Annotated in this window: 17 protein-coding genes; 8 read left to right on the top strand and 9 right to left on the bottom strand. The window is 36.9% G+C overall.

What is annotated here, in order from left to right:
- Positions 1-56 precede the first annotated feature (56 nt).
- Positions 57-827 carry a hypothetical protein gene (locus tag ACMAWV_RS09245; protein WP_103217151.1) on the top strand — a complete coding sequence of 257 codons (771 nt, stop codon included), beginning with the start codon at positions 57-59 and terminating at the stop codon, positions 825-827.
- A 37-nt stretch (positions 828-864) separates the two neighbouring features.
- On the opposite strand, the gene ACMAWV_RS09240 is transcribed toward ACMAWV_RS09245, so the two are convergent.
- From ACMAWV_RS09240 to lexA, 4 genes are all read right to left on the bottom strand, one after another.
- Positions 865-1,599 (bottom strand): trypsin-like serine peptidase, encoded by a 735-nt coding sequence (locus ACMAWV_RS09240; protein WP_103217152.1) that lies wholly within the window; start codon positions 1,597-1,599, stop codon positions 865-867.
- A 139-nt stretch (positions 1,600-1,738) separates the two neighbouring features.
- On the bottom strand, positions 1,739-2,485 hold the full coding sequence (locus tag ACMAWV_RS09235) for a trypsin-like serine peptidase (protein ID WP_103217153.1): 747 nt from the start codon (positions 2,483-2,485) through the stop codon (positions 1,739-1,741).
- 91 nt (positions 2,486-2,576) lie between these two features.
- A complete protein-coding gene (locus ACMAWV_RS09230; protein ID WP_412469498.1) occupies positions 2,577-4,679 on the bottom strand; it encodes an AMP-binding protein in 2,103 nt (700 codons plus the stop codon).
- Positions 4,672-5,328 (bottom strand): transcriptional repressor LexA, encoded by a 657-nt coding sequence (gene lexA, locus ACMAWV_RS09225; RefSeq protein WP_103217155.1) that lies wholly within the window; start codon positions 5,326-5,328, stop codon positions 4,672-4,674. Before lexA ends, ACMAWV_RS09230 begins: the two co-directional genes overlap by 8 nt.
- A 176-nt stretch (positions 5,329-5,504) precedes the next feature.
- On the opposite strand from lexA, the gene ACMAWV_RS09220 reads away from it, so the two are divergent.
- Complete coding sequence (locus ACMAWV_RS09220; RefSeq protein ID WP_412469499.1) at positions 5,505-6,248, top strand: hypothetical protein; 744 nt, start codon at positions 5,505-5,507, stop codon at positions 6,246-6,248.
- A gap of 38 nt (positions 6,249-6,286) precedes the next feature.
- On the opposite strand, the gene ACMAWV_RS09215 is transcribed toward ACMAWV_RS09220, so the two are convergent.
- The 3 genes from ACMAWV_RS09215 to ACMAWV_RS09205 are packed head-to-tail and all read right to left on the bottom strand — an operon-like array spanning position 6,287 to position 12,071.
- On the bottom strand, positions 6,287-10,306 hold the full coding sequence (locus ACMAWV_RS09215; protein ID WP_412469500.1) for a hypothetical protein: 4,020 nt from the start codon (positions 10,304-10,306) through the stop codon (positions 6,287-6,289).
- Between the two features lie 54 nt (positions 10,307-10,360).
- A complete protein-coding gene (locus tag ACMAWV_RS09210) occupies positions 10,361-11,116 on the bottom strand; it encodes an N-acetylmuramoyl-L-alanine amidase family protein (protein ID WP_103217158.1) in 756 nt (251 codons plus the stop codon).
- Positions 11,117-11,141: 25 nt separating this feature from the next.
- Positions 11,142-12,071, bottom strand: a complete 930-nt coding sequence (locus ACMAWV_RS09205) for a class I SAM-dependent methyltransferase (protein WP_103217159.1) — start codon at positions 12,069-12,071, stop codon at positions 11,142-11,144.
- A gap of 184 nt (positions 12,072-12,255) precedes the next feature.
- Here ACMAWV_RS09205 and ACMAWV_RS09200 point away from each other — a divergent pair, with 184 nt between their 5' ends.
- On the top strand, positions 12,256-13,188 hold the full coding sequence (locus tag ACMAWV_RS09200; protein WP_103217160.1) for a hypothetical protein: 933 nt from the start codon (positions 12,256-12,258) through the stop codon (positions 13,186-13,188).
- A gap of 33 nt (positions 13,189-13,221) precedes the next feature.
- Positions 13,222-16,350, top strand: coding sequence for a hypothetical protein (locus ACMAWV_RS09195; RefSeq protein WP_103217161.1), 3,129 nt, complete (start codon positions 13,222-13,224; stop codon positions 16,348-16,350).
- A gap of 45 nt (positions 16,351-16,395) precedes the next feature.
- On the opposite strand, the gene ACMAWV_RS09190 is transcribed toward ACMAWV_RS09195, so the two are convergent.
- Together ACMAWV_RS09190 and ACMAWV_RS09185 are read right to left on the bottom strand one after the other, a co-directional pair.
- Positions 16,396-16,749 (bottom strand): response regulator, encoded by a 354-nt coding sequence (locus ACMAWV_RS09190; RefSeq protein WP_392992057.1) that lies wholly within the window; start codon positions 16,747-16,749, stop codon positions 16,396-16,398.
- Between the two features lie 98 nt (positions 16,750-16,847).
- The gene (locus ACMAWV_RS09185) at positions 16,848-18,440 is read right to left on the bottom strand and encodes a peptide chain release factor 3 (RefSeq protein WP_412469501.1); all 1,593 of its coding nucleotides are present in this window, start codon (positions 18,438-18,440) and stop codon (positions 16,848-16,850) included.
- Positions 18,441-18,624: 184 nt separating this feature from the next.
- On the opposite strand from ACMAWV_RS09185, the gene ACMAWV_RS09180 reads away from it, so the two are divergent.
- From ACMAWV_RS09180 to ACMAWV_RS09165, 4 genes are read left to right on the top strand one after another with little or no spacing between them, the layout of a single operon-like run.
- Complete coding sequence (locus ACMAWV_RS09180; protein WP_412469502.1) at positions 18,625-20,157, top strand: arylsulfatase; 1,533 nt, start codon at positions 18,625-18,627, stop codon at positions 20,155-20,157.
- 53 nt (positions 20,158-20,210) lie between these two features.
- Entirely contained in the window at positions 20,211-21,173 is a 963-nt protein-coding gene (locus ACMAWV_RS09175) for an AAA family ATPase (RefSeq protein ID WP_412469503.1), read from the top strand.
- A gap of 5 nt (positions 21,174-21,178) precedes the next feature.
- Complete coding sequence (locus ACMAWV_RS09170) at positions 21,179-22,096, top strand: DUF58 domain-containing protein (protein WP_412469504.1); 918 nt, start codon at positions 21,179-21,181, stop codon at positions 22,094-22,096.
- Complete coding sequence (locus ACMAWV_RS09165; RefSeq protein WP_392992048.1) at positions 22,089-22,559, top strand: hypothetical protein; 471 nt, start codon at positions 22,089-22,091, stop codon at positions 22,557-22,559. Before ACMAWV_RS09170 ends, ACMAWV_RS09165 begins: the two co-directional genes overlap by 8 nt.
- Positions 22,560-22,564: the final 5 nt, after the last annotated feature.

The raw sequence follows: 22,564 nt of genomic DNA, 5'->3' as shown, positions 1-22,564 counted from the left end.
ATATAATTGTAAGTTAAGCTAAAATATTGAATATAAACATAAAAAGGATATTATCGATGATGAAGCAAATTCTAATTGCTTTCTACCTACTGGCCACATCAGCTGTAATTGCAAAACCTTATACTTCTAACTTTCTTGAGTTCGAACTACCAAATGGTTGGGAGTGTTCTATTGAGGGAAGTGAGTATGTTTGTCAGTCGACAAATGATAGAAGAAAGAAAGAGGCCATCATTATTTTCGCGGCCAAGCACCGTGGTAAACAAGATGACTTAATTCAATACAAGGCCTATTTAGAGCAGGCCAAAACATTTAAGCTACCTGGTGGAAAAACACAAATTTCAGAACCTTCATACACGAGAATGAAGAAGATTCAAGGTCAAGGTCATACTTGGGTTGATTCACTTCACTTATCAAGTGAGGTTCCTGGCTTTTATACTCGTTATCTTGCGACTGTAAAAGGAGAGTTAGGTGTAGCTGTAACGTTCTCAGTTGCAAAGGAACACTACCAAACTTATAAGCCAATTTTTGATAAAATCATTGAGACGATGCAGGTATTTTCTCGCATTAAGAATGATGCTGATGGGCTTAAGCTCGCTGGTAATAAAGGTGAAGCAGTTCCGGGTGCTTCAGGTGACTTCTTAGATAACGAAGCAGGTCTTAATGATATTGGCGTTGGTGGCCAAAGACAAAAAGGTAAAGGTGCCGGTGGTGATGATATGACTCTTTATCTGATCCTTGCGCTTGTTGTTGGTGCTGGAATCTTTATCGCTAAGAACCGCAAGAAGAAAGGTACTAAGAAAAAGAAAGGTAAGAAGAAAAAGAAATAAATTTATAAAATAAAGCCTCTCTTATGAGAGGCTTTTTTTATTCTGAATCAAGACAAGCTTGAATCGCTTTATTGAATGATATATTTGTCGAAACGCTTGTTCCAAGATTTGTTGTATTACTATAGTGATTGATTGAGCAGCCACCATGTGAGTGAACACCAACAATTTTTCCCGATTTTAGATTAATAATACTTGAGCCAGAATTACCACCAGTCGTATCAACCTTATGGCGAATTAGGCCAGTTCTTCCAATACTCTCTATATAACCGATGCCGTTTTGTTGAGCAAAAGATCTTTCTGCTTCAGTATCGACTCCGTAGCCAGTAATACTTATAAGTGATTTACTTGCTGCAACAGAGTAATCTAATTCATAAAAGCCTTGAACATCTCCAGCATACTTTTGTGTCGTCTCATTTGGTAGTATTTTCATAACGGCCCAGTCATTTCCTGGTCCAGCATCACTAAGAGTAATTGAGCTTTGATCTACTTTATATGTATCTTCTTTAGATGAGTAGTTTATGCCATTTTTGTCAGATTCAGGCGTATTGAATTCGATGATATTAAAGTACTTCTTGCAGTGGCCTACTGATAGGGCGCAACTTTTTGAAATCATCGTGACTGTACAGGCATCAGTTGCAGTTTCATTACGAAGAGCTCTACCTACCTTGGGTTCATTTGAAGGAATTCGATCATCATTACCACATATTGACTTTTCTAAGGCAAATATTGAAGGCGTGATAAGTAATATAAAAATAGGTAATAATCTATTCATGGAAATCCTTGTTGTTGCGTGATGCGTTAATTTAAAGGATTTCTGAATTGTTATCAATGCTTAGTGTAGAGTTTATAGAGATAAAAAGGCCTCTGATTTAGCAGAGGCCTAATATTGTAGTCAATAGAATTAGTTTTCTTTATTCACTTGCTAGGCAGTTTTCAACGGCCGCTTTAAACTCTGCATGTAGTTGAAGAACAGTTCCAGCATTCGCATTTGATTCATCACTTCCGTAGCATCCTCCGTGAGAGTGTACTCCAACGATTTCACCTGTTTCAAGGTTAAGTACGCTTGAGCCAGAGTTTCCACCCATTGTATCAACTCTGTGGTTTAAAATTGCAGCACGATGCTGTCCATAATAGTCACCACCGATTTCAGTTAATGGGCCAATATTATTTTGTTGAGCAAACTTTCTTTCAAATTCGTTATCGTTTCCATAACCTGTGATTGAAAGAATTGTCCCAACTGCAGGAATATCTTTAGCGATAGGGTAGAAGCCTTGTGCTTGACCAGGTAGTAGACCTGTCGTTCTATGAGGCTTGATTTTGAAAACGGCCCAGTCATCTCCTTGGCCATTGCTCTTATATTTAATAGTCGCTTTATCAGCTTCGTAAATATCTTTAGGGTCTGGGTGTGCAATTCCTCTTCTTGTTGAAGCAGGAGTGTTGAATTCAATAACATTGAATGTAGCAGCACAGTGACCTACTGAGATAGCACATGAGTTTGATACAAGTGTTACTGTACAACCTGCTTTATCTCTTGCTCTTTCAAGTGAGCGACCAACTTTTGGATCACTTGAAGGTACTCGATCATCCATTCCGCAAATTGTCTTATCCGTGGCAAAAATTGAAAATGGTAAAATCGCTAGTAGAAATATTTTTTTCACTCTTCTCTCCTTAGTTCGTGAAGAAATATATTAGGTCGTCAAAAAGTAAACGACAAATATGTATTTGAGATAGTAAGAAGTTGTTAGAAAGTTAAGATTTGAATATTTTTTTAAGAAGATTTGAATAAGTCTCTTTATTCATAAAGTGTATATTATGAGAAGCATCATCTATTATATAGCTATGAAATTTCACGTGATCAGATTGTGTGTAGGCGTTAGAGTATGCCTTGTACTTTGTATCTAGAGCGCCGCAGAGGTAATGATATGTGATGCCTTGTGGTAATTCGTTAAGATCTCTTAAGTCCCTTTGCATAGCAACAGAAAGTTGTGGTGATACCTTAGACCAGGCTTGAGCGTACTTTACATATTCTTTCTCTTTGCGAGTAAGCATTTCATCTATGCCAAGACAATCGTTCATTCCTTTAAAGACGCCTTGATCATACCAATTTCGGAAGAATGTTTTTTCATTCTTTCCATCAAAAAGGCCAGAGTCATGTGCGAGACGTTTTTGTCTTTCTTCTTCATTTCCTAGAAATCCTGGAGCGCCGCTTTCATTTATAAAATTCTTAATATTAGTAAGATCTGCTAATTCATTGTCTCGAAGAATCTCGTTAAAGATTCGCCCGGACATCGAATATGTAATGAAATGTACATTCATATCTCTATCAATTTTCTTAAGAGAAGAAATTAATTGTTGCTTAAATGTTTTAAGAGAATTTAATTTGTAATTCTTTCCGTGTCCCGGTAGGTCGAGATAGATAAGTAGGTAGTCCTTTGCCAGGCCATTTGTGGCCTCTTCTAGCTCTAGTGCATTTCCCATAAAACCGTGAGAAATGAAAATAAGATCACCATTAGGGTTTCCTTGAACGCTGATTGCAATTTCTTCATCAAATTTTAAAAAGAGTTTATTAGTGAGCTCTTTTATTTTTTCTCGATTTATTTTCACCGCCACTTGCACGTCTTTGAGGTCCATGGCCTTAAATAGTAGGTGTGGTCTCTCAAAAGAGATAAGCTCTCGCTCAATAGTCTCTTGCGCATCTTTTAATGAAATGTCATCGCAATAAGTAATGGCAATAAGATTTTCATACCTTTCGTTTTTTAAGGGTGACACATAAATATTCTTGAAGAATTTAGAAAGTTTCTCTTCAATGATTTCAGGATTTATATTCTCTGCAGCTTTTTGGAAAACGAAATCACTTCGCCCTTTGATTGTGTAATTACCGTCTTGATCAACTTCGATCAGGTCATTAGTATAATACTTCTGATTGAAGTCTTGGCCGTGTAGGTAGCCAAGAGCGATGCTCTTTCCCTCTAGAACACATTTAGCATCGATAATGCTAATTTTGCCATCCATGGGTTTGCCACATGTGCTTAGAAGTTTTATGTCTCTTGTAAAGGGGGTTGCCAGAAACTGCGCACAAGACTCACTTGCCCCAAATGAGTTTGATAAATAAATCCCTTCTTGTGTTGCTTTATTTATCAATGCTGTTGCCACTTTTGATCCACCAAGAACGACACCCTTCATTTGACTCATTCTCGAAATCATTTGAGGATCATCGATTAATCTTGCTAGTTGAAGTTGAACCAGAGAGCAGATTGTAATTTGTGTATTGAGTATTAAATCATTTTCTAATTGTGCGGCGTTAACAATAGTAAGTGAGCTGGCCGCAATAAGGCTGCGCCAAGCAATCATGATTCCACCGATGTGAAAAAGTGGAAGTGATAAGGCCCAGTTGTCATTAGGGGTTATATGATAATGTTCTACGGTTGCTTGTGCACTATTTAAAAGTGACTCAAGACTTAGTCTTACACCTTTAGGACGGCCCGTGGAGCCAGAGGTGTAAATGACACTTGCGCATGATTTTTCGTTTAGAATTCCCTCAAGCTTTGCATTTATTAAACTATCGAGCTCATAGTCTTTGGGCGAAGCTTCTAATCTTCTTGCATCAACTAGGATTGGAGTTATTCCATGCTCGATTAAGCGAAAGTATTCAATGAGGAAGCAAATATTATTGTCTGGACGCCAGGATAAAACTTTGTAGCTTAAGTTTTTACCATCGGCCTTTGATGCTTCGTCTAGTTCTTGTATTTGAGATTTTAATTCTTCATAGCTAAGAACACACTTACCATCTTGATAGATAAATGGCCCCGAGGCATTAGCAATGAGTTTTGATATAAAACCAATTTTATTCATAACTTCGCATTAGACCAACAACAACACCTGCGATTCGAAAGTCATTTTCTGCTGTGATGACAAAAGGTGAGAGGCGATCATTTGCAGGATGCAACTCAACTGAGTTTTTCTTTTTAAAGAAGTTTTTAACTGTGGCCTCATTATCAACAAGAGCGATGACTGTTTGGCCTTGGTTAGCATTTTCTTGCGCACGACAAACGAGAATATCTCCCTCGTGAATACCGTCGTTAATCATGGAGTCACCTTGTACATTTAGTGCAAAGTATCTTCCTGGCCTTGAGACCATATGACTTGGTACGAGAGTGTGCTCACTTGGGTTTTCGATGGCCTCAATTGGATTTCCTGCTGCAACATCACCAAGAAGGGGAATCTCGCTAAATTGTGGACTCATATTTGTTAAGGACGCTAGTTGTTGATCAACATTAGATGTTGTTTGCTCCACATCCAGTAACTTAATTCCACGACGAGCATTCCAGTCAACTTCGATTTTTCCGGCCTCTTGCAAATAGTGCATATATTTATTTACGGAACCGAATGACTTAAGGCCAAAATGCTCTTTAATTTCTTTTTGCGTAGGAGCATAGCCCTCGGCCAGGTAGTAATTCTTTATATAGAGATAAACTTGGTTTTGTTTCTTTGTTAATGCCATAACAATATGTTATGCGTAAGATATGCGTAAGTCAACATAAGTTTTGTTCACATACTTTGTGAATATTTTTCACGGTTTTTGTGAAAAAAACTTACAATCAAAAATCATCTCTTTCTTGAATTGACGTAGGGCCTTGAAATAGCTACTTATAGGTCATCAAATTAAAGGGAGGGTCCATGAAATCGTTTACAAGTTTAAGTCGTTTGGTAGTTATCGCTACATTACTATTTAGTACGAATGCATTCTCTCTAGATGCTAGAGCGCTGAATAAAGCGAAGTTTGAAAAGCTCGATGCAAGAGATCAAGAACAGTATCTTGAGATTGTTGATCGTGAAGTAACTGAAGTTTATCCTCGTTATGGACTTGTTTATAACAAGTTAACAAATGAGAAGAGTGGCGCAGGACTTGGTGAAGTCTTTATGACAGTTGATAAGATTTTGGCCCTTGGGCAAAAGATTTGGAAGATTGTCGATGCAGGAAAACCTGTTAGTAGCACAAAGTTTACAAAACCAATCAGTATCATCCCAAATATGGAAGATGTTAATGGAACATTCTCTTCAATGTCTCACTGGAGAGCTCCAATTGTTCGCTCATTCAAAGTTGCTTACCGCAATGGATTTGGCTCTGAGGTTATCTCATTCGTTTATACAGTTGTATTTCAATACGGTGGAAAGTTTGAAGGCAAGGGATCTTATATTACTGGCCTTTTTGTAAGTGCAAGTAACGTAAGTGTTTCTTGGGGATTTAACTTCTCAGCTTCAAGTGAGATTATGTCAATTGCAAATCAGGGAAGCATGGATTCACCAGTTGCTTCAGCAGTAGTTAATATTAACTACAAGGCATCATCAGTTTTGAAATCGATTGATGAAACAGATATCTTCTACGTAAATGGAGATGGCCTACTACAAAGAATGAATTAAGAATTAAAATAGAAAAGGCTTCCATCGGAAGCCTTTTTTTATAGTTTGTTTGCCTCTTTTAAAGCATCTGTTAGCATTGATTTGAAACGATCCAGCCTTTCTTCTTGCTGGTTCTTATACTTCTTAGAAGATGCCCTTTCCGCGCTTAAATCACGCCCTTCAATCGCTGGTGCAATAATTTCTTTAATTATATATTCTCGAGCACGAGCACCAGTTCTTGTTTTAGTAATTTTATACCATTTGAAATCTTTCTTATCGATAATATTTAGGAGGTCTCCTGCGTTTATCGTAAACTCTCTAAAGAAACCTCTTAGGCCACGTGAGCGATTTCTCATGCGATTAAGCTCAGTTTGAACAAGAGCATACGAGAGTTGATCGCCAAATGATCCATCTTTTGTATCACTTGTAAGTGCTTGAGCAAGTAGCTTTCTAAGATTAGTATCCTCTGCAATATTATCAATTGCACCTTCTTCAACTTTTTTAAGAATATATTCTTTAAGCTTGCGCCCTTGTGGTGTTCTCATAATATCTGTTAGCAGACGATTGTTTGTAATATCTTCAATCTTTTCGATAACAAGATTATCTGGCCCATTATAAGAAGCTAGCTCTTTTTTTAAGACTTCATTTAAATTCATTCCCAGTTGTGAAGTGATGAGGTTTTCAAGCAGTTCACTTTTCATGAGGGCCTGGGTATTTTGTGCTGTTGAAGACGAAGGATTATCAAGGCCATGCCTTTGCATTGCAATTGTTGTGTTGTGAATTGCCTGATCGCAGATAGCAGTATTATTTTCGCATGAATACTTAAGTGTAGATCCTACTAGCTCAAGAGTTGAAATAAGTTGTGCATTCGGCATTCCCTCAGAAGATGACGAATCTTGTTTGTGACCAGTTTCTTGAGCTTTTGCAGGAATGGTGAGGAGGATATCCATGACCTTTCCTAGTTGCTCTGGGTTTTGTCTTCCGTAGACTTGAATGAAACGAGTCTTAACTTCATCTTTTGCTTGTGCTTCAAGTTTAGCAACACAAGAGTTCATATTTTGAGTGGCCTCTTCTAGATCAGGGTTTCTAGGCCCATCAATACAACGTTCAAATTCGCGGTATGCTTGTGATTTCGTGAAGTCCTGTAATGTTGCATTTGGATTTGCAAACTTATTAAGATCAGAAAGGAGAGTCTTAGCAATTGATTTGGCGATATTTCCAATTTCACTGCTAAGGCAATCTTTTGCGTTATCCTGTGCTTTTATATCATCACTTACCGAGTCAAGACACTTCATTAAATTTCTTGAAGATGTTTGAGTTAGAGATGCTACTTTGTTTGGTTCGTTGCTAAAAAGTGGTGCAATCGTTTCTTTTATAATCTTTGGAGCAAGTGAACGGTAAGCATCCTTAACAGTCACTGACATACAAACACTCGCTGCCGTTGTTGCGTTTATTTCACTGTTTCTTTCTTTATCTGCAAGTGTCTTATCAAGACAATTGTTAAGTTGGGTACTGATTTTCTCTTTTGCTGCTTCAAATTCAGCTTTTGTAAATTTCGACTTAAAATCCTCTAGAGTCTTTTCAATTGCTCCAGGAGCAACTCTTTTAATAAGTAGAGGAGTTAGGGTGTCGACGTTGCTATCAAGATTATCAGGAGTACTATTAGTTATGTGATTCTCGATAAATCTATTGAGGGAATTAACCTCGTTTGTTGGTAAGTTAAACTCTTTTACCTGAGCATGTGCCATTTCTTTTGCAATTAAACCAATGACACTTCTTTGGGTTTTAAATGTACAGGCCGAAATAATATTGTTCATTTCATCTTGATATGAGCCTAATGATGTGTGTTTTGAAAGATCGCTTTCTAGGCAACCTTTCATTGTATTCTTTACTCTTGATAGCTCTTGCTCTGATATTGCCGCTTCAACTACTGTGTCAGCAATACCTTTGTCACTTGTTGCTTTATAAATACTATCTTTTAGAATTGATCCTGAAAGGGAAGTGATGGCCCCTGTTAAGCACTGGTTAATAAGATTTTCATCAATGTTTTTTGTCAGATCTCGATATATTTCTCTTTTTGCTCGTTCAATACAAATTTCATAATCTCCAATAATTCTTTGAGAAAGACGAACTCTTTGGGCCTCGTCGATATTAAGAGCATCAAATTGTTTATCAAACTCAAGTGCTAAAATTGACTTTGCAGCTTGTGCTGTTGCCATGGCCGTAATAAATGCTGAACATTCATTTCCGTCAGTTGTATTCTTTGCATTCATACAGGCCGGTAGATGCTTCGTTTTAATTTCTTCAATTAAAAGATTTTTTTCATTTTGAGATAGGCTTTCAGATATCTTTGGATTAGTTAAGATTGCAATTTCTACTACATCGTAAGTTGCACTCATCTTAAGACTATCAATACATTCACCAATTGTTTTTGTGAATTGTTCGGTACTCATTTTAGCAAGCACAAGATATTCTTGTGGTGTTTGACCCTTTTCATTAACAATAGGTGCATAACGACAGTTATTTGACTTCCTTAGTATATCTCCAACAATAGCGTTGTTTTGTGATTTTCCTGTGTAGCCTTTAATTGCATCATTAACACGTCCAGCACGAGTACGATGATAACTTTCTAGGATTCCTGTATAGACACAACCTTTAACGACTGATGTTGTGTCGATGATCTTTTCAAACTTATTAAAGTTTTCACTCACACACTTCATATATGCGTTTGTTGACTTTGATTTAAGTGTCGGTATGCCATCTTCTGGTGTGAAATTAAGGCCAATTTGTTTTTCTAATTCTTTCTCACCTATAGCTAGTGCAATATTATTTGTGAATATATTTGAACATTCGATGACTTGATCTTTTCTGACGGCCTTATTAAGACACTTATCTAAGTCTTTAAGGTAAGGTGTAACAAAGGCCATCTTTTCTTGTTCACTAGAAAAAGTCTTCATGTCATCAAGTAGTAAATTGACAACTTCTTTTGAGTAAGCGCTTGCTAGCTCCCTTATTTTATCGAAATTACCAATATCCTTCTTGTTAACATCATCAAATATTTCTTTAATTCTTGCCTCTGTTAAGTTTTCAGAAATTGCACCAATATTCTTAAATGTTGTATACAGAAATTCTTCTTTATCAAATGGGTTAATGCTTCCAAAGAAGTTAAAGACACCAATAGCACCTCTTTCAATGACTCCCATTGTTTTGTCTCCAAAGTCAGGGGATTCCATATTTGAGTAGCTAAGCCTTGCTGTAAGTGACTTACGATGACACTCTTTTTCAAGATCACGAAATTCATTTGTAAGCTCTTGCCTTTCTTTTGCAATAGAAGTTTTTTCGTATCCATTTAGCTTAGAGATGATTTCGTTTAATTGATCATTTAATTCAATGGCAGGAGTAATAAGGTTTGCAATACACTCTGCTGCATTATTACAAACGATAACTGCCGATTCTTCACTATAAGTTGTGTCCTCAAGAGTTGCTAAAAAATCAGACTCAAGCTCATACTGTTCTTTCAGTTTATTCATAGGGATAAACTGTCCATCACTAGAGATTATCCCAGCAAGGATCTCTTCTTGATTCGTTTGATTTTGGCAAATAATAGGTGAAGCGCTATATGACTTCGAAAGTTTAAGCTTTTTAATATCACTTATAAGATGTGTTGATCTTACATTAACTTCTTTTGATGCTGCTTTAATTTTACAATTAGAAAGTTTTTCGTCGCTATGATGCTTTGTTGGAAAGTAGGCGATGGGTGTGTCTAACTTTAGGGTTTTATGAGCAGCATCTCTTTGATTGTATCTGACAGCGGGAATTCGATAGCTAATGCTATCGTTATGACAAGATACATAATAGCGAGTTAATTGTAGGGCCCTTGGATTAGATGTACGTGTACAACTTTGTTCATATACTATCGTATTTCGATCGAGGATAGTTGCACTACATATCGGAGTTGCACTTTGTGCATCTGATTTAATATTGCCACGTTTTAAAACACAGGCCGACAGATCGTCTGAAGCATAGACTTGAAAGGTCGTAGATATAAATATGAATAAAATAATAATAAAACGATACATTTCATTGATCTTTTCGGAATGTTTAGATTAATACTTGAGGGAAATGTTGAGGTATTAGAAAAGACTTGGGCCAGAGATTGAGTCTAAGTAGCTGATAATCCCTTTTGCTGAGTATTTTGCATAGAGGTGATGAAACCAATCATCTAAAACAAGAGAGGCTTCAGTAGTGTTCGTAAGAAAGCCGGCCTCTAAGAGAATAGAAGGTCTTTTTGATAATGCTAGTACATAGAAAAGGCCCGGTTTTAGGCCTCGGTCTTTCATCTTATAATTCTTTGTTAGAAGCTTTCCTAATTCATCGTGAACTTTAGTCCCAAGCTTTTTAGATTCTGGTGCAACACGCTCAACGACAAGATCAGTTAGAATATTGTTGATGATGACCTGTTTTCCTTCAAGATCTCGGTTTTCTACCGCTTCAATTTTTGCGATCGCAGCATCTTGGTGATTGTTTAAGTAGTATGTTTCAAAGCCACTTGAGCTATTGTCTTCGGCCGCATTTAAGTGGATTGAAATAAAAATATCGGCCTTAATAATGTCGGCCATATCTGCTCTTTTTTGTAGAGAGACTGTTTTATCAATTGTTCTTGTTAAATAAGCGCGGTGCCTCTTTGTTTCATTGATATACTTTTTCAATTTAACAGCAATTTTTAGTGTGACATCTTTTTCACAAACAACGTTTAGCTTCTTTTTTCTCCACACTTTTGCCTTGGCCCCACAGTCTTCACCGCCATGACCAGGGTCAATCAGTACAGTCGCTGCAAACGTCTGTGATACGAGTAAGATGGAACAAATAAGAAGTAAGTTTTTAATCATGTATAGTTATTATATGGATATCCCTCTAGCAGTGCAAATGGATTTTATAAAGCTTATGAATCTTTTGATCATGAAAGTCCTCAGGGATGCTCCATCTTGTCATATCCTTGACTTCAAAGCTCTGTTGTACTTGCTCACTAAGTTTAAAGCTACGTAAGTTATTTGAAAAATAGAGGACGCCACTATCTTCAAGAAGTTTTGAACAGTGCTCAATTAAAAGCTCGTGGTCTTTTTGCACATCAAATACAACATCCATTTTTTTAGATTTTGACATTGATGGTGGATCAAGGATGATGACATCGTATTTCTTGTCCTGCTTTAAAGCTTCATCTTTTAGGTATTTTAAAACATCTTCTCTAATGAAAGTATGTTTATTGATATCTAATTCATTAAGTTTAAAGTTTTCTTTTGCCCAATCAAGATACGTATTAGACATATCAACACTTGTTACAGTTGCTCCAGCATATGCACTTGCAACAGATAAGCTTCCTGTATAGCAAAAAAGGTTTAATACTTTTTTATTTTGAAAATCTTCTTTTGCTAATAATTGCCTTAGTGGCCTATGATCGAGAAAGAGGCCTGTATCAATATACTTATTTAAAACTAGTTTAAATTTTAAATTACCTTCTTGAGAAATAAGGGGAGTTTCACCTTTAGATTTTTCATATTGAAAATCCTGTCCTTGTACCTTTCTTTCTTTTATGAAAATGGCATCATCGTTAAGTTCAGTGTGTTCCTTAATGGCCTCAACCAATAGGGGAAGATGGTTCTTATCAGCGTCAATCTTATCAATGCTTCTTTTATAAATAACACAGTAATTGGCGTGAATATCAACAATGAAAGGAAAGTCAGGAATGTCTCTGTCATAGAGGCGAAATGAATCAATATTATTTCTCTTGGCCCATTTCTTTTTATGTCGATAAAGTTTTTTGATGCGGCCATTGATTGCACTCATGATTTTTCCTTCTGTAAATTCAAGCAGCTGATATCACAAAGATTATGCTTAAATTTTAATATTTTGCAAGTACCTGACTAAAGTATGCGACTAAGGTTTCCGTTAAGTAAGACGATATTACGAAAGCTTATCAATTTTAACATATATACAATTGATTCACATTCTATTTCGTGAGGAGAGTTTAATGAAATTTATGGGTAGAAGTATGCTTGCGCTGTATGCGTTTGTAGCAATTTCTGGAAGTACTTATGCAAGTATCTTTACTTTTGGCGAGCTTTTATTGAAGCCGGTCTCAATCAAATCTAAAATTGTGAAAGAAGGGGTCTCTGGCGCTTCTGTTACAAGCCTCAAAGATTCGATTAATAATAGTGTCGCTTCGCTTTCGCATGGACATGCAAGTTTGAGTGATGCCCTTGTTGAGCTAAGGCCAAATACGACAAAAGAAGATGCTGCAAAAATAGGTCGTATTCTAGCTGCATTAAAAATGAATCACGATACCGTAACAGGGCAAGAGTTTAAGGATATTGTAAATGATCTTGCTTATATTGCATCTGTTTATGGTGAAGACTCTAGTAAGATTTTAAATTGTTCATATTGTAAATCGGATCAATTAGCTAGTCTTGGATTCAAGTCAAATATTACTGTTGTTGCTGATCCAGTTTTAAAAAAACAAGTTTCACGACTTCCAAAAAGTTCTACATCTATTTCTCGCTACATTAGCAAGATGTCTCGAAAGGGCAATGCTAAAGATGTCACTCGTTACCTCGATGCAGGTGAGCGTAAGACTCTAGCGTTATTCTTAAGTTTTAATGATCGAGGAGCAAAGAAAGAATACAAGCAGTTCTATGATGCTGTTTCAAAATACAATGCTGACAAGGCCGGAAATGTGACTCTTGCTGGACCTACTGCAAAGGCATCTTTCTGGAAAATTATTGATGGTAAGTTTTCGCCACAAAGAGCAGCGAAACTAGCTAAGGCCATTAATGAAGCAGCTAAGAAGCCAGTTTCTAAAAGAGAAGATGAGTTTTATAAGCAACTTTATAAAGTTAGCGATAAGACTCCTGAAACAGCAAATAGTATTGAAGAGCTAAAAGCTAAAAAGTGTTTTTTCAAATAATTAAATAAATAATAAAAAATGAAGGTATAGCGTATGAGTGATACTAATAGAAAATTTAAAGATCTTTATTTGCCAGTTGTTGGAACTGTTGCAATTGGGACAGCTGCTTTTTTTGGGGTATCCCAACTTAAGCATGGTGATTATCGAAATCCATCTTCTGATGGAAGTTTCAAAACTGCTTATGAAGCATGGGCCGATCTTCAGTATTCTGGAGCATCATATAGTGCCAAGGCGCTTTTAGTAGATGATAAAACTCTTCCAGGCATGCTTGGAGGGGTAACTTACGGTGCCGAAAAAGAAGCGTCTTCTTCTCTATTAACAAGAGTCATGTCTCCTTCGACGGCAATTATTAAAAAGAATATTGATACTCTTTCAGATGCAAATAAAGAGCTTTTCTTTCGCGATTTCTTAGAAAATTATGCAAAGGATTCTAATGGATATCGTACTTATAAAGACGTTACGACAGGTCGAAAGATTGATCTTGCAAGAGACGTTGTAGACGCCGAAGGTAACCCTAAGGTTATTGATCTAACCGAACTTAAGGCAACTGATATTAAAACAGCTGACTTAGCAACTTTAGAAAAAGTTTTCTACAATCTATTTGAGCAGATGGAAGATCGATCAATGACTTTCATTAAGCCGACTGTTAGGCGTAAGTTTTTTACTGGAAACCTTCCTGGTCTTCCAAAGATTGTTCAACCAGAAGGTGGTGGTTGGTATAGCAAACCACATAAATTTCTTGGTAACAAGCAAGACTACCGCGAGTGGAAGCCTAACTTTGGTAAGGCCGAAAGATTTCTTACAGATGCCCATGGCCACGGTGGTGGTAATGGTGGTTGGGAGATTAACTTTAAGGCCCAAAATACTTATGGTGAATTCGAAGAAATGGTTGCATGGTTTAGGGAATCTCTTTCTCAAGTTGTGCGCGATCCTTTAACTGGTAAGAATAAAGTTCAACTCTTTCAAGCTCCTGGTCACCAGAGACTTGTTTTTAGAAAGCACCCTGATCTCGATGAAGCAAAGCTTTCAGAGTTCTACCGTACGATTCAGTCTTATATTGTATTAAATGGTATTAAAGGTAACTCTGGAATTGAATTTGCCAATTATAAGAATGTTCAAACAGAATCAAACCTTACTAATCTTTATCATGGTGGACGTGGTGTAATTAGGCCAGACGATCAGTGGAAGCCATGGATTGAAAAGACTGGTGGTTTAGGTATAGAGTTTAGGGCCGGAACAAAGAACCTTGCGCCTGCAAGATTTTATCAAACGACACTGGCCGCTCGTATTGGGGCCAATGACTTTAGTGGCATTGCAAGTATTTCAGACTATAACTTAAATAGCCCTGCATTTAGAGAGCCTGAAAGTATTGCAGCGCGATTTGGTATTGAACTGAGTGTTGTCGAACAGGCAATCGCTAATATGCAAAAGGCAGGAATTAAGGCCGACTACCGTGTGATGTTCTGGGGCTGGACAGAACCAGAGGTTGCATTCATTGGGGATACAAAGCGCGAGATCATTAAAAATCTTGTTAAAGATTATACACAGAAGGTCGCTCTACTTGATCCGAATATGTCTCAAGACAAATTAAAGCAAGAAATTCGTGAAATGAATCGTACATGGGTTTCAGCTTCTAAGCTAATTGATGATCTTGAAGCCTATATGCGTCCTAAGAAAATGGACTATAATGCATTAACAATGGACTTTAAGGCCAACGTCGATGCTCCTAATAGAGTTGCAAATCCAGTCGATGTTAATAAGATTGATCTTGGTATCGAGTACTCTGGTAAGTTCCCATTAAGACTTAAGTCGATTACTTCTAAAGATCGTCTTGAAGATGGTAAGCGCGCTTGGGTACAAACTGTTATTGATCTGTCATCACAAGAGCGTGAAGCAATTATTAAAAGAGTTGCTCAAGATCTTTATGAAGAAATTGGTGGAGAAGAAGGTGAGGCACCTGTTAAATTAGAAGTTGATGGACACGGGCACGGACTTGATGTTGCCTATGCAATTCGCGATTCTAAAGGCCGAAAATGGCAAGTTGAATGGGATGGTATTGGCCGCTCATATACTCCTTCTGGTGAGATCATTGCAGATTCTCCACGTGGGGGAACGATTGAGCTAATTACGCCAAAGTTTACTCCTACTATTGAAGAGGTATCGTCGGTATATAAAGCTTTTGAGAAGAATAATGTTCTTCCATCATTAATGGCCGGTGGTGGTCACGTCAATATTGACCTTGCTGCATTTGATGGTAACCCCAAGGCCCTTGCAAGATTCTTAACAATCTTCCACGAGCATAGAGGGATCATTTCATTAATGTTCCAGCATATTAATCGTACACACACTTCAGAGCCTGTCGTTGTAAGTGATACACTTAAGAATGCACTTAAGGATTTTAATGGATCTGAAGAAGAACTTAAAAAGCTTCTTTATAATGAAAGGTACTTTAATACTCGCTTTGGACGTAAGACTCGTTATATCCAACTTGATGTTTCAGCTTACTTTCAGGATGTTATCCCTGAAGAGTTTGTAACAGATGACTTTGATATCTCTAATCCTACAACAGATTGGAGAAGAACTTTTAGAGTCGATCCAAAAATTAGAAAAGGTGAGTTTAGAATGTTCAATGCTCCTCGTGATGCGGCCGAATCAGCAATGCAGATTCAGCTTGTAAGAGCAATGCTTGATAAGGCCATCAATAGTACGACTGCCTTATCTGGTGAAATTGATAATACGACTCACGTTGATTATGTTAAGAAACCAGATATGGTTGAAGATGATCTTAAAAAGTTATGTGATGATTTAGGACTTGATGTTAACCAATTCCGTACAGCTGCAATGGAAGGTTTATCTATTTCTCAACTAGAGTCAGATAAAATCTTCTTTAGAAGTATTGATGAGAAAATGGCAATCCATCCTCATCAACCTGGTTGGGGAAAAGCTGTTGATGCAAGAAGTAGCGATGAAGCTCTTAACTCTACTGGACGTCAGTGGACTCCAGGGCCAGCTGATGAGTTAAATACAATGGATAATGAGCACCGTATCCGTGCAGCTCTTGCTGCCCAAGAGATGAGACAAGATATTGTTCCAGCTCGTGAGCTACCAGGAGAGTTTGTGAGAACAAATAGTTGTGAAGAATTATTAAATGAAATTTTATAGAAAAGAAAAGGGCCTCATCAGAGGCCCTTTTTTTTATATTAATTTTTAAGCTTGTAAATCCTGAATATAATCCATAAAGACTTGATGGCGAATTGGCTTATAAAGAATGTCATGTGCGCCTAGTTCTTTTACTTCATCAAGAGACACTTCTTGGTGGGCCGTTACAAAAATAAATTTCTTGAAATCTAGTCCTTCTAAAATAAGGTTTTTTAAGAAGTCGATTCCATTCATTTTTGGCATGCGAATATCAGAGAAAATATAATCGAATTTTCCATTCTTAACTTTCTCAAGCGCCTCTTCACCATTGTACGCAACTTCATAATCTAATCCGATGCGATCAAACATGTATTGATAGAGCTCTACTAATTCAACTTCATCTTCCACAAATAAAAACTTCAAATTAAAAATCCTGTTGTGCCGTGCTGTGTTGTCTAAAAGACACTTCATCATAGTTAATTTTTATTTGTTTATCAAGCAATTTAGTTTGATTGACTTAACTATTTGAAATCATTTGTCTTGAAAAACTCTACATCAGCATACTTTTCCGTTGCAAGCTTAAGGTCCCATTCCGTGCGGTAAATAAAGCAAGGGCGGTCCTTAATATCAAAAGCGATATTTGCACTATAGCGGGAAATAAACTCGTCTTTAATTTTCTCGCTTGGAAATTTTATCCATCTAATACCGTTGTAAGGGAAGCCTTCGTATTCTCCCTTAACATTATATTCGTCTTCTAGGCGACGTTGGACAACTTCAAATTGCAGGGCACCAACTGCACCAAGAATTTTCTCTGTTGAGTTATGGCGTCTAAACAACTGAACAGAACCTTCTTCTGATAGTTGCTGTAGACCTTTATCAAGCTGCTTTCCTTTCATTGGGTCTTTTAAGAGAACTCTCTTAAATAGTTCCGGGGCAAAGCTTGGAATCCCTGTAAACTGCATGATTTCACCTTCTGTAAAAGTGTCTCCAATTTGCAGCTTTCCTGAATCGTGGATACCAATGATATCTCCTGGAATTGCATATTCAGTAATTTCTCGATCTTGTGCTTGAAAGATTAGTGGAGTTGCTATTTTTAATTCTTTTCCTGTTCTTGCTAATGTAACTTTTTGGCCACGAGTAAACTTTCCTGAACAAACGCGGATGAAAGCGACGCGATCACGGTGCTTCTTATCCATGTTTGCCTGAATCTTAAATACAAAACCACTAAATTTAGATTCACTTGGCTCAACAATACGTGTTTCACCTTTTTCTAGTGGTGCAGTGATTACTTCACGCTTTCCTGGACCTGGCGCAAATTTAGAGAATGTATCTAAAACTTCTTTTACACCAAAGTTATTAAGAGCAGATCCAAAGTACATTGGAGTCATGATACCTGCTAAAAACTCTTCTTCGTCGAATTCTGGCATTAGTTCACTAATCATTTCAAGATCGTTTTCTAACTTCTCTAATAATTCTTCGCCAACAAAGTCGACAATATGCTGAGCTCTTAAGTCGCTTGCATCAATGATATTTGGACTAAATGGATCTTGAGCATCTTTAAAACTCATAATTGTTTTCTTCTTAAGATCGTATACACCTTTGAAGTCAACACCTGAGCCAATTGGCCAAGTCATTGGCACACACTGAATAGAACAAGTCTTTTCAACATCATCAATTAGTTCAAATGGGTCAAGAGAATCGCGGTCAAATTTATTACAGAAAGACACAATTGGAGTATCTCGCATTCGACATACTTCCATTAGCTTCTTTGTTTGAGTCTCAACACCTTTGGCCGAGTCAATCATCATTAGAACACTCTCTACAGCAGTTAGCGTACGATAAGTATCCTCGGAGAAATCCTTGTGACCAGGAGTGTCGAGAAGGTGCATGGCACGTTCATTATATGGAAATGACATAACTGATGAAGTGATTGAGATACCACGTTCTTTTTCCATCTCCATCCAGTCTGATTTTGCGTAGTTACCTTGCTTACTCTTTACCATACCTACGCTGCGTACAACTTGACCAAACCATAAAAGTTTTTCCGTCATTGTTGTTTTCCCCGCATCTGGGTGAGAAATAATTGCAAAGGTCGCTCTTTTTAAATCTTCCATTTAATTCGTATCCTAATTTTATAATTTTATGATGCGACACTGTAACACAGTGTGAATAAATTGAATAGCTTACTTCAAATCTTATTTATTTTTTAAATTTACTTAATTGAGTGTCTTGGGCATACTCTTAATCAATAATTTCTTTGTAGAAAAGTTAACAAAATTAACAATTTAAGGAGAACTGATGAAAGGTTTTAAATCTTTAATTGGTCTTATTTGTGTTGGTGCTATTTCAGTTAGTGCCCAGGCCGCAAAAAAGCCAAATTTTTTAATTATCTGGGGAGATGATATTGGTGTTGAAAATATCTCTGCCTACAGTCACGGTATTATGGGTTATAAAACTCCAAATATCGATCGAATTGCTAAAGAAGGGATGATGTTTACAGATTACTATGCTGAACAATCTTGTACAGCTGGTCGTTCAGCGTTCATCACAGGACAAGCAACTCTTAGAACAGGTCTTTCAAAAGTTGGGCTTCCTGGTGCTAAGGCTGGACTTCAAGATCGCGATATCACAATTGCAGAGGTATTAAAGACTCAAGGATATGTTACGGGTCAGTTCGGAAAGAACCACCTAGGTGATAGAGATGAGCATCTACCGACAAAACACGGTTTTGATGAATTCTATGGAAACCTATATCACTTAAATGCTGAGGAAGAGCCAGAAGATCCAGACTATCCAAAAGACAAGGCGTTTCATAAGAAATTTGGTCCTCGTGGAGTTCTTCACTCATTTGCCGATGGAAAAGTAAAAGATACTGGTCCACTGACGAAGAAGAGAATGGAAACAGTTGATGAAGATATTGTTAATCGTTCAATTAAATTCATGACTGATGCTGTTAAGAAAAAGAAGCCTTTCTTTGTATGGGTAAATACAACTGGAATGCACTACCGTACACACCCTCGTCCAGAGGCCAAAGGACTTTCAGGTCAAGGTGACTACAACGATGTATTCGTACAACACGATATGTATGTAGGTCGTCTTCTTGATTCTTTAGAGAAGAATAAGATCAAAGATAATACTTTTGTTATGTACTCAACTGACAATGGTGTTCACTTCAATACATGGCCAGATGCTGGTATTACAAAATTTAGATCTGAAAAGAATACGAACTGGGAAGGTGCTTACCGTGTTCCTGCTCTCGTTATGTTTCCTGGGAAGATTAAAGCTGGTCAAATCTCAAATGAAATTGTTTCTACACTTGATTGGATGCCGACGATCACAAAGTGGGCAGGATACTCTGATATCAATAAGAAATTTCTTAAGGGAACTCGTATTGGTAAAAAGAAGGTTAAACTTCACTTAGATGGGTTTGATCTTACAAAATATCTTGAAGGTAAGGAAAAGAAGTCTCCTCGTAATGAGTTCATTTACTTAGATGATCAGGGTGTTCCTGTTGCCGTTCGTATGGGAGATTGGAAAGTTGTTTTCTCTGAACAAAGAGCAAAGACAATGGCACTATGGGCCGAACCATTTGTTGATCTTCGTGTTTCAAAGGTATTCAATCTTCGTCGTGACCCTTATGAAAGAGCAGACCAAAACTCGAATACATACTGGGACTGGATGCAGTACAAAGCGGCTTACGTTTACATGGCCATGGATGTTACATCGAAGTTTCTTGAAACATTCAAGCAGTACCCACCAAGTCAAGCTGCTGACTCATGGAGTATGAAGGATATTACAAGAAATATTCTCCAGCAAAATAAAAAGAAATAACTTACTTTGATATGGCGGACCTAGTGTTCGCCATATTTATATTTGGAATGATTATGTCTGTTTTAAATGAAATTCAAAATATTCAAGAACAATTAAATAATCGAATCATTGGTCAAGAAGAGATCATTGAAAAGATCATTCTTGCAGTTCTATGTAATGGAAATGTTCTTCTTGAAGGTAATCCTGGAACAGGTAAAACGACAACGGTAAAACACCTGGCCGGACTGATTGGTGCCGATTTAGGTCGTATTCAATTTACTCCAGATTTACTCCCATCAGATGTTGTTGGTTCTGAGTTATATTTGACTGATGAAAGTGGTAAGGGCCGTATTGAATTTAGTAAAGGACCTGTTTTTAACAATCTTCTTTTGGCAGATGAAATTAACCGTGCCCCCTCAAAAGTACAATCAGCTCTTCTTGAGGCCATGGAAGAAAGGCAAGTTACAGTAAATGGTGTTACTCATAAATTACCTAAACTTTTTATGGTTTTAGCAACTCAAAACCCAATTGAACAAGATGGTACATATCCGCTTCCTGAAGCACAATTAGATCGCTTTATTTTTAAGTTAATTCTCAATTATCCTAATAAGGATAATGAAATGAAAATTATGCAATTAATTCGAGATAATTATAATGCTCCACAGATCAAGAGTGTCTCAAGTGAAGAGATCATTTTTGAGGCGAGAAATGAAATTCAAAAGATTACTTCTTCGGCCGCAATTGATCAGTATATTGTTGATATTGTCGATGCAACAAGAAGTAGCGATAAACTCCCTGATGATACACGTAAGTATATAACAATGGGACTTAGTACTCGTACGACCCTCTCGCTAGATATTGCTGCTAAGGCCAAGGCCTGGCTTTGTGGCAGCGAATTTGTCACTCCCGATCACGTGCGTTCAATAATGAAGCCAGTTCTAAGGCATCGATTATATATTAGTTATGAGGCCATCGCTGATGGAGTCTCGGCCGATAATATAATTGATCAAATAATAGACTCAGTAGCTGTATTGTAAAAACAATGATTCAAGAGAATACGATTTACATATCTAAGAACTATCTAATGGAGCTTAAAGCTAAGATGGTTCATTTTCGTACATTCATTGATCGTCCGATTAGGAATAAGTATGTAGGAAGGTTCGCATCTAAAGTAAAAGGCCAAGGCCTAATTTTTGAAGAGATGGATAATTATCGTCTAGGAGACGATATCAGAAATATGAACTGGAAACTTACACAGAAACTTTCTAGGCCTGTTGTTAAGAGATATACCGAAGATAAAGAAAGACCGGTCTACTTAGTTGTTGATCAAAGCTCAACCATGTTCTTTGGTTCAACAAGTAAAATGAAGTCTGTAGTGGCCTGTGAGTTAGCAAGTATCTCATATTGGAGCGTTGTAAATAACCAAGACCCAGTCGGGGCCTTTGTTATTTCTAATGATGGTCATAGCTTTATAAAAGCATCAAAGTCACAAGTAAGATCTGTTGCTATATTAAGTGAGTTAGAGAGCGCAAATCGTAAACTCGATGTAAGTAGTTTGACTAATAAGATGGATGTGGTTGAAGAAGCCTTAAAGCGTCTTAGACATGAAGTTAGACAGAATTCTCTCATTATATTTATTTCCGATTTTTTGGATTTTAATGAAGGTGCTTTTGCACAATTGAAGTTGTTGGCCAATAAGAATGAGTTAGTTTTAGCTCATATTGTTGATCAAAATGAAACAAGGCTTCCAGAGGTTAGTAATTTTGTCATTTCAAATAGTATTGATGAACTAACTATTAACTCGAAAGGGGAGAAGTTACAAAATGCTTATAAAGAAAATTGGGATAAGCATATTGATAGACTTTATGGCCTATGTCGGAAATTATCGTTTCCTATATTTGAAATAAATACTCATGAGAATATTTTTACTCAGTTAAAACAGAGGCGTTTTCATGAGTAAGGCCCTCGAAACAATTAAGCATGAGTATTTTGGGAATCTATCGATTAAAGGAATTCAAGAAGTTTCTGTTGAAGTTAGTAGTGTCTCATTGTTACCACAAACTTGGGGATGGGCCCTACTGCTCATTATAATAATTAGTTTTGTTCTCTACTATATTTATCAACGTATTCTTTATCTGAAAAAGTATGGCCCCTATCTCAGAATCTATAAGGGCCTTACTAATAAGGATAAAGTTGAAGATATTTATCTCTTATATAAAAAAGTTTTCAAATTAAGGTTTAAAAAGCAAATTAATGATCGATTCTTAGTTGATAATGGACTTGGAGAGTATTCTCAACTTGAGCAAGATGAGCTTAATGAATATATCTATTCAGCTAAAAATATAGATGTTGAAGATGAGATCATTTTAAAAAAGAAAATGCTTTTAGATATTGGAGTTATTTTAGGGAGGTATCGTGATTAGTTTCG

This window comes from Halobacteriovorax sp. RT-1-1 (assembly GCF_047085455.1).
Classification (GTDB): domain Bacteria; phylum Bdellovibrionota; class Bacteriovoracia; order Bacteriovoracales; family Bacteriovoracaceae; genus Halobacteriovorax_A.
The sequence above is the reverse complement of the archived record's forward strand: the minus strand, read 5'-3'. Positions and strand labels throughout refer to the sequence as shown.

Excerpts from the sequence above, each read along its gene's own strand:
- ACMAWV_RS09230 (WP_412469498.1), bottom strand. The coding sequence starts at position 4,679 with ATGAATAAAATTGGTTTTATATCAAAACTCATTGCTAATGCCTCGGGG.
- ACMAWV_RS09200 (WP_103217160.1), top strand. The coding sequence starts at position 12,256 with ATGAAATTTATGGGTAGAAGTATGCTTGCGCTGTATGCGTTTGTAGCA.
- ACMAWV_RS09245 (WP_103217151.1), top strand. The coding sequence starts at position 57 with ATGATGAAGCAAATTCTAATTGCTTTCTACCTACTGGCCACATCAGCT.
- ACMAWV_RS09180 (WP_412469502.1), top strand. The coding sequence starts at position 18,625 with ATGAAAGGTTTTAAATCTTTAATTGGTCTTATTTGTGTTGGTGCTATT.
- ACMAWV_RS09215 (WP_412469500.1), bottom strand. The coding sequence starts at position 10,306 with ATGTATCGTTTTATTATTATTTTATTCATATTTATATCTACGACCTTT.
- ACMAWV_RS09185 (WP_412469501.1), bottom strand. The coding sequence starts at position 18,440 with ATGGAAGATTTAAAAAGAGCGACCTTTGCAATTATTTCTCACCCAGAT.
- lexA (WP_103217155.1), bottom strand. The coding sequence starts at position 5,328 with ATGGCATTAACAAAGAAACAAAACCAAGTTTATCTCTATATAAAGAAT.
- ACMAWV_RS09170 (WP_412469504.1), top strand. The coding sequence starts at position 21,179 with ATGATTCAAGAGAATACGATTTACATATCTAAGAACTATCTAATGGAG.
- ACMAWV_RS09220 (WP_412469499.1), top strand. The coding sequence starts at position 5,505 with ATGAAATCGTTTACAAGTTTAAGTCGTTTGGTAGTTATCGCTACATTA.
- ACMAWV_RS09240 (WP_103217152.1), bottom strand. The coding sequence starts at position 1,599 with ATGAATAGATTATTACCTATTTTTATATTACTTATCACGCCTTCAATA.
- ACMAWV_RS09175 (WP_412469503.1), top strand. The coding sequence starts at position 20,211 with ATGTCTGTTTTAAATGAAATTCAAAATATTCAAGAACAATTAAATAAT.
- ACMAWV_RS09195 (WP_103217161.1), top strand. The coding sequence starts at position 13,222 with ATGAGTGATACTAATAGAAAATTTAAAGATCTTTATTTGCCAGTTGTT.
- ACMAWV_RS09210 (WP_103217158.1), bottom strand. The coding sequence starts at position 11,116 with ATGATTAAAAACTTACTTCTTATTTGTTCCATCTTACTCGTATCACAG.
- ACMAWV_RS09165 (WP_392992048.1), top strand. The coding sequence starts at position 22,089 with ATGAGTAAGGCCCTCGAAACAATTAAGCATGAGTATTTTGGGAATCTA.
- ACMAWV_RS09205 (WP_103217159.1), bottom strand. The coding sequence starts at position 12,071 with ATGAGTGCAATCAATGGCCGCATCAAAAAACTTTATCGACATAAAAAG.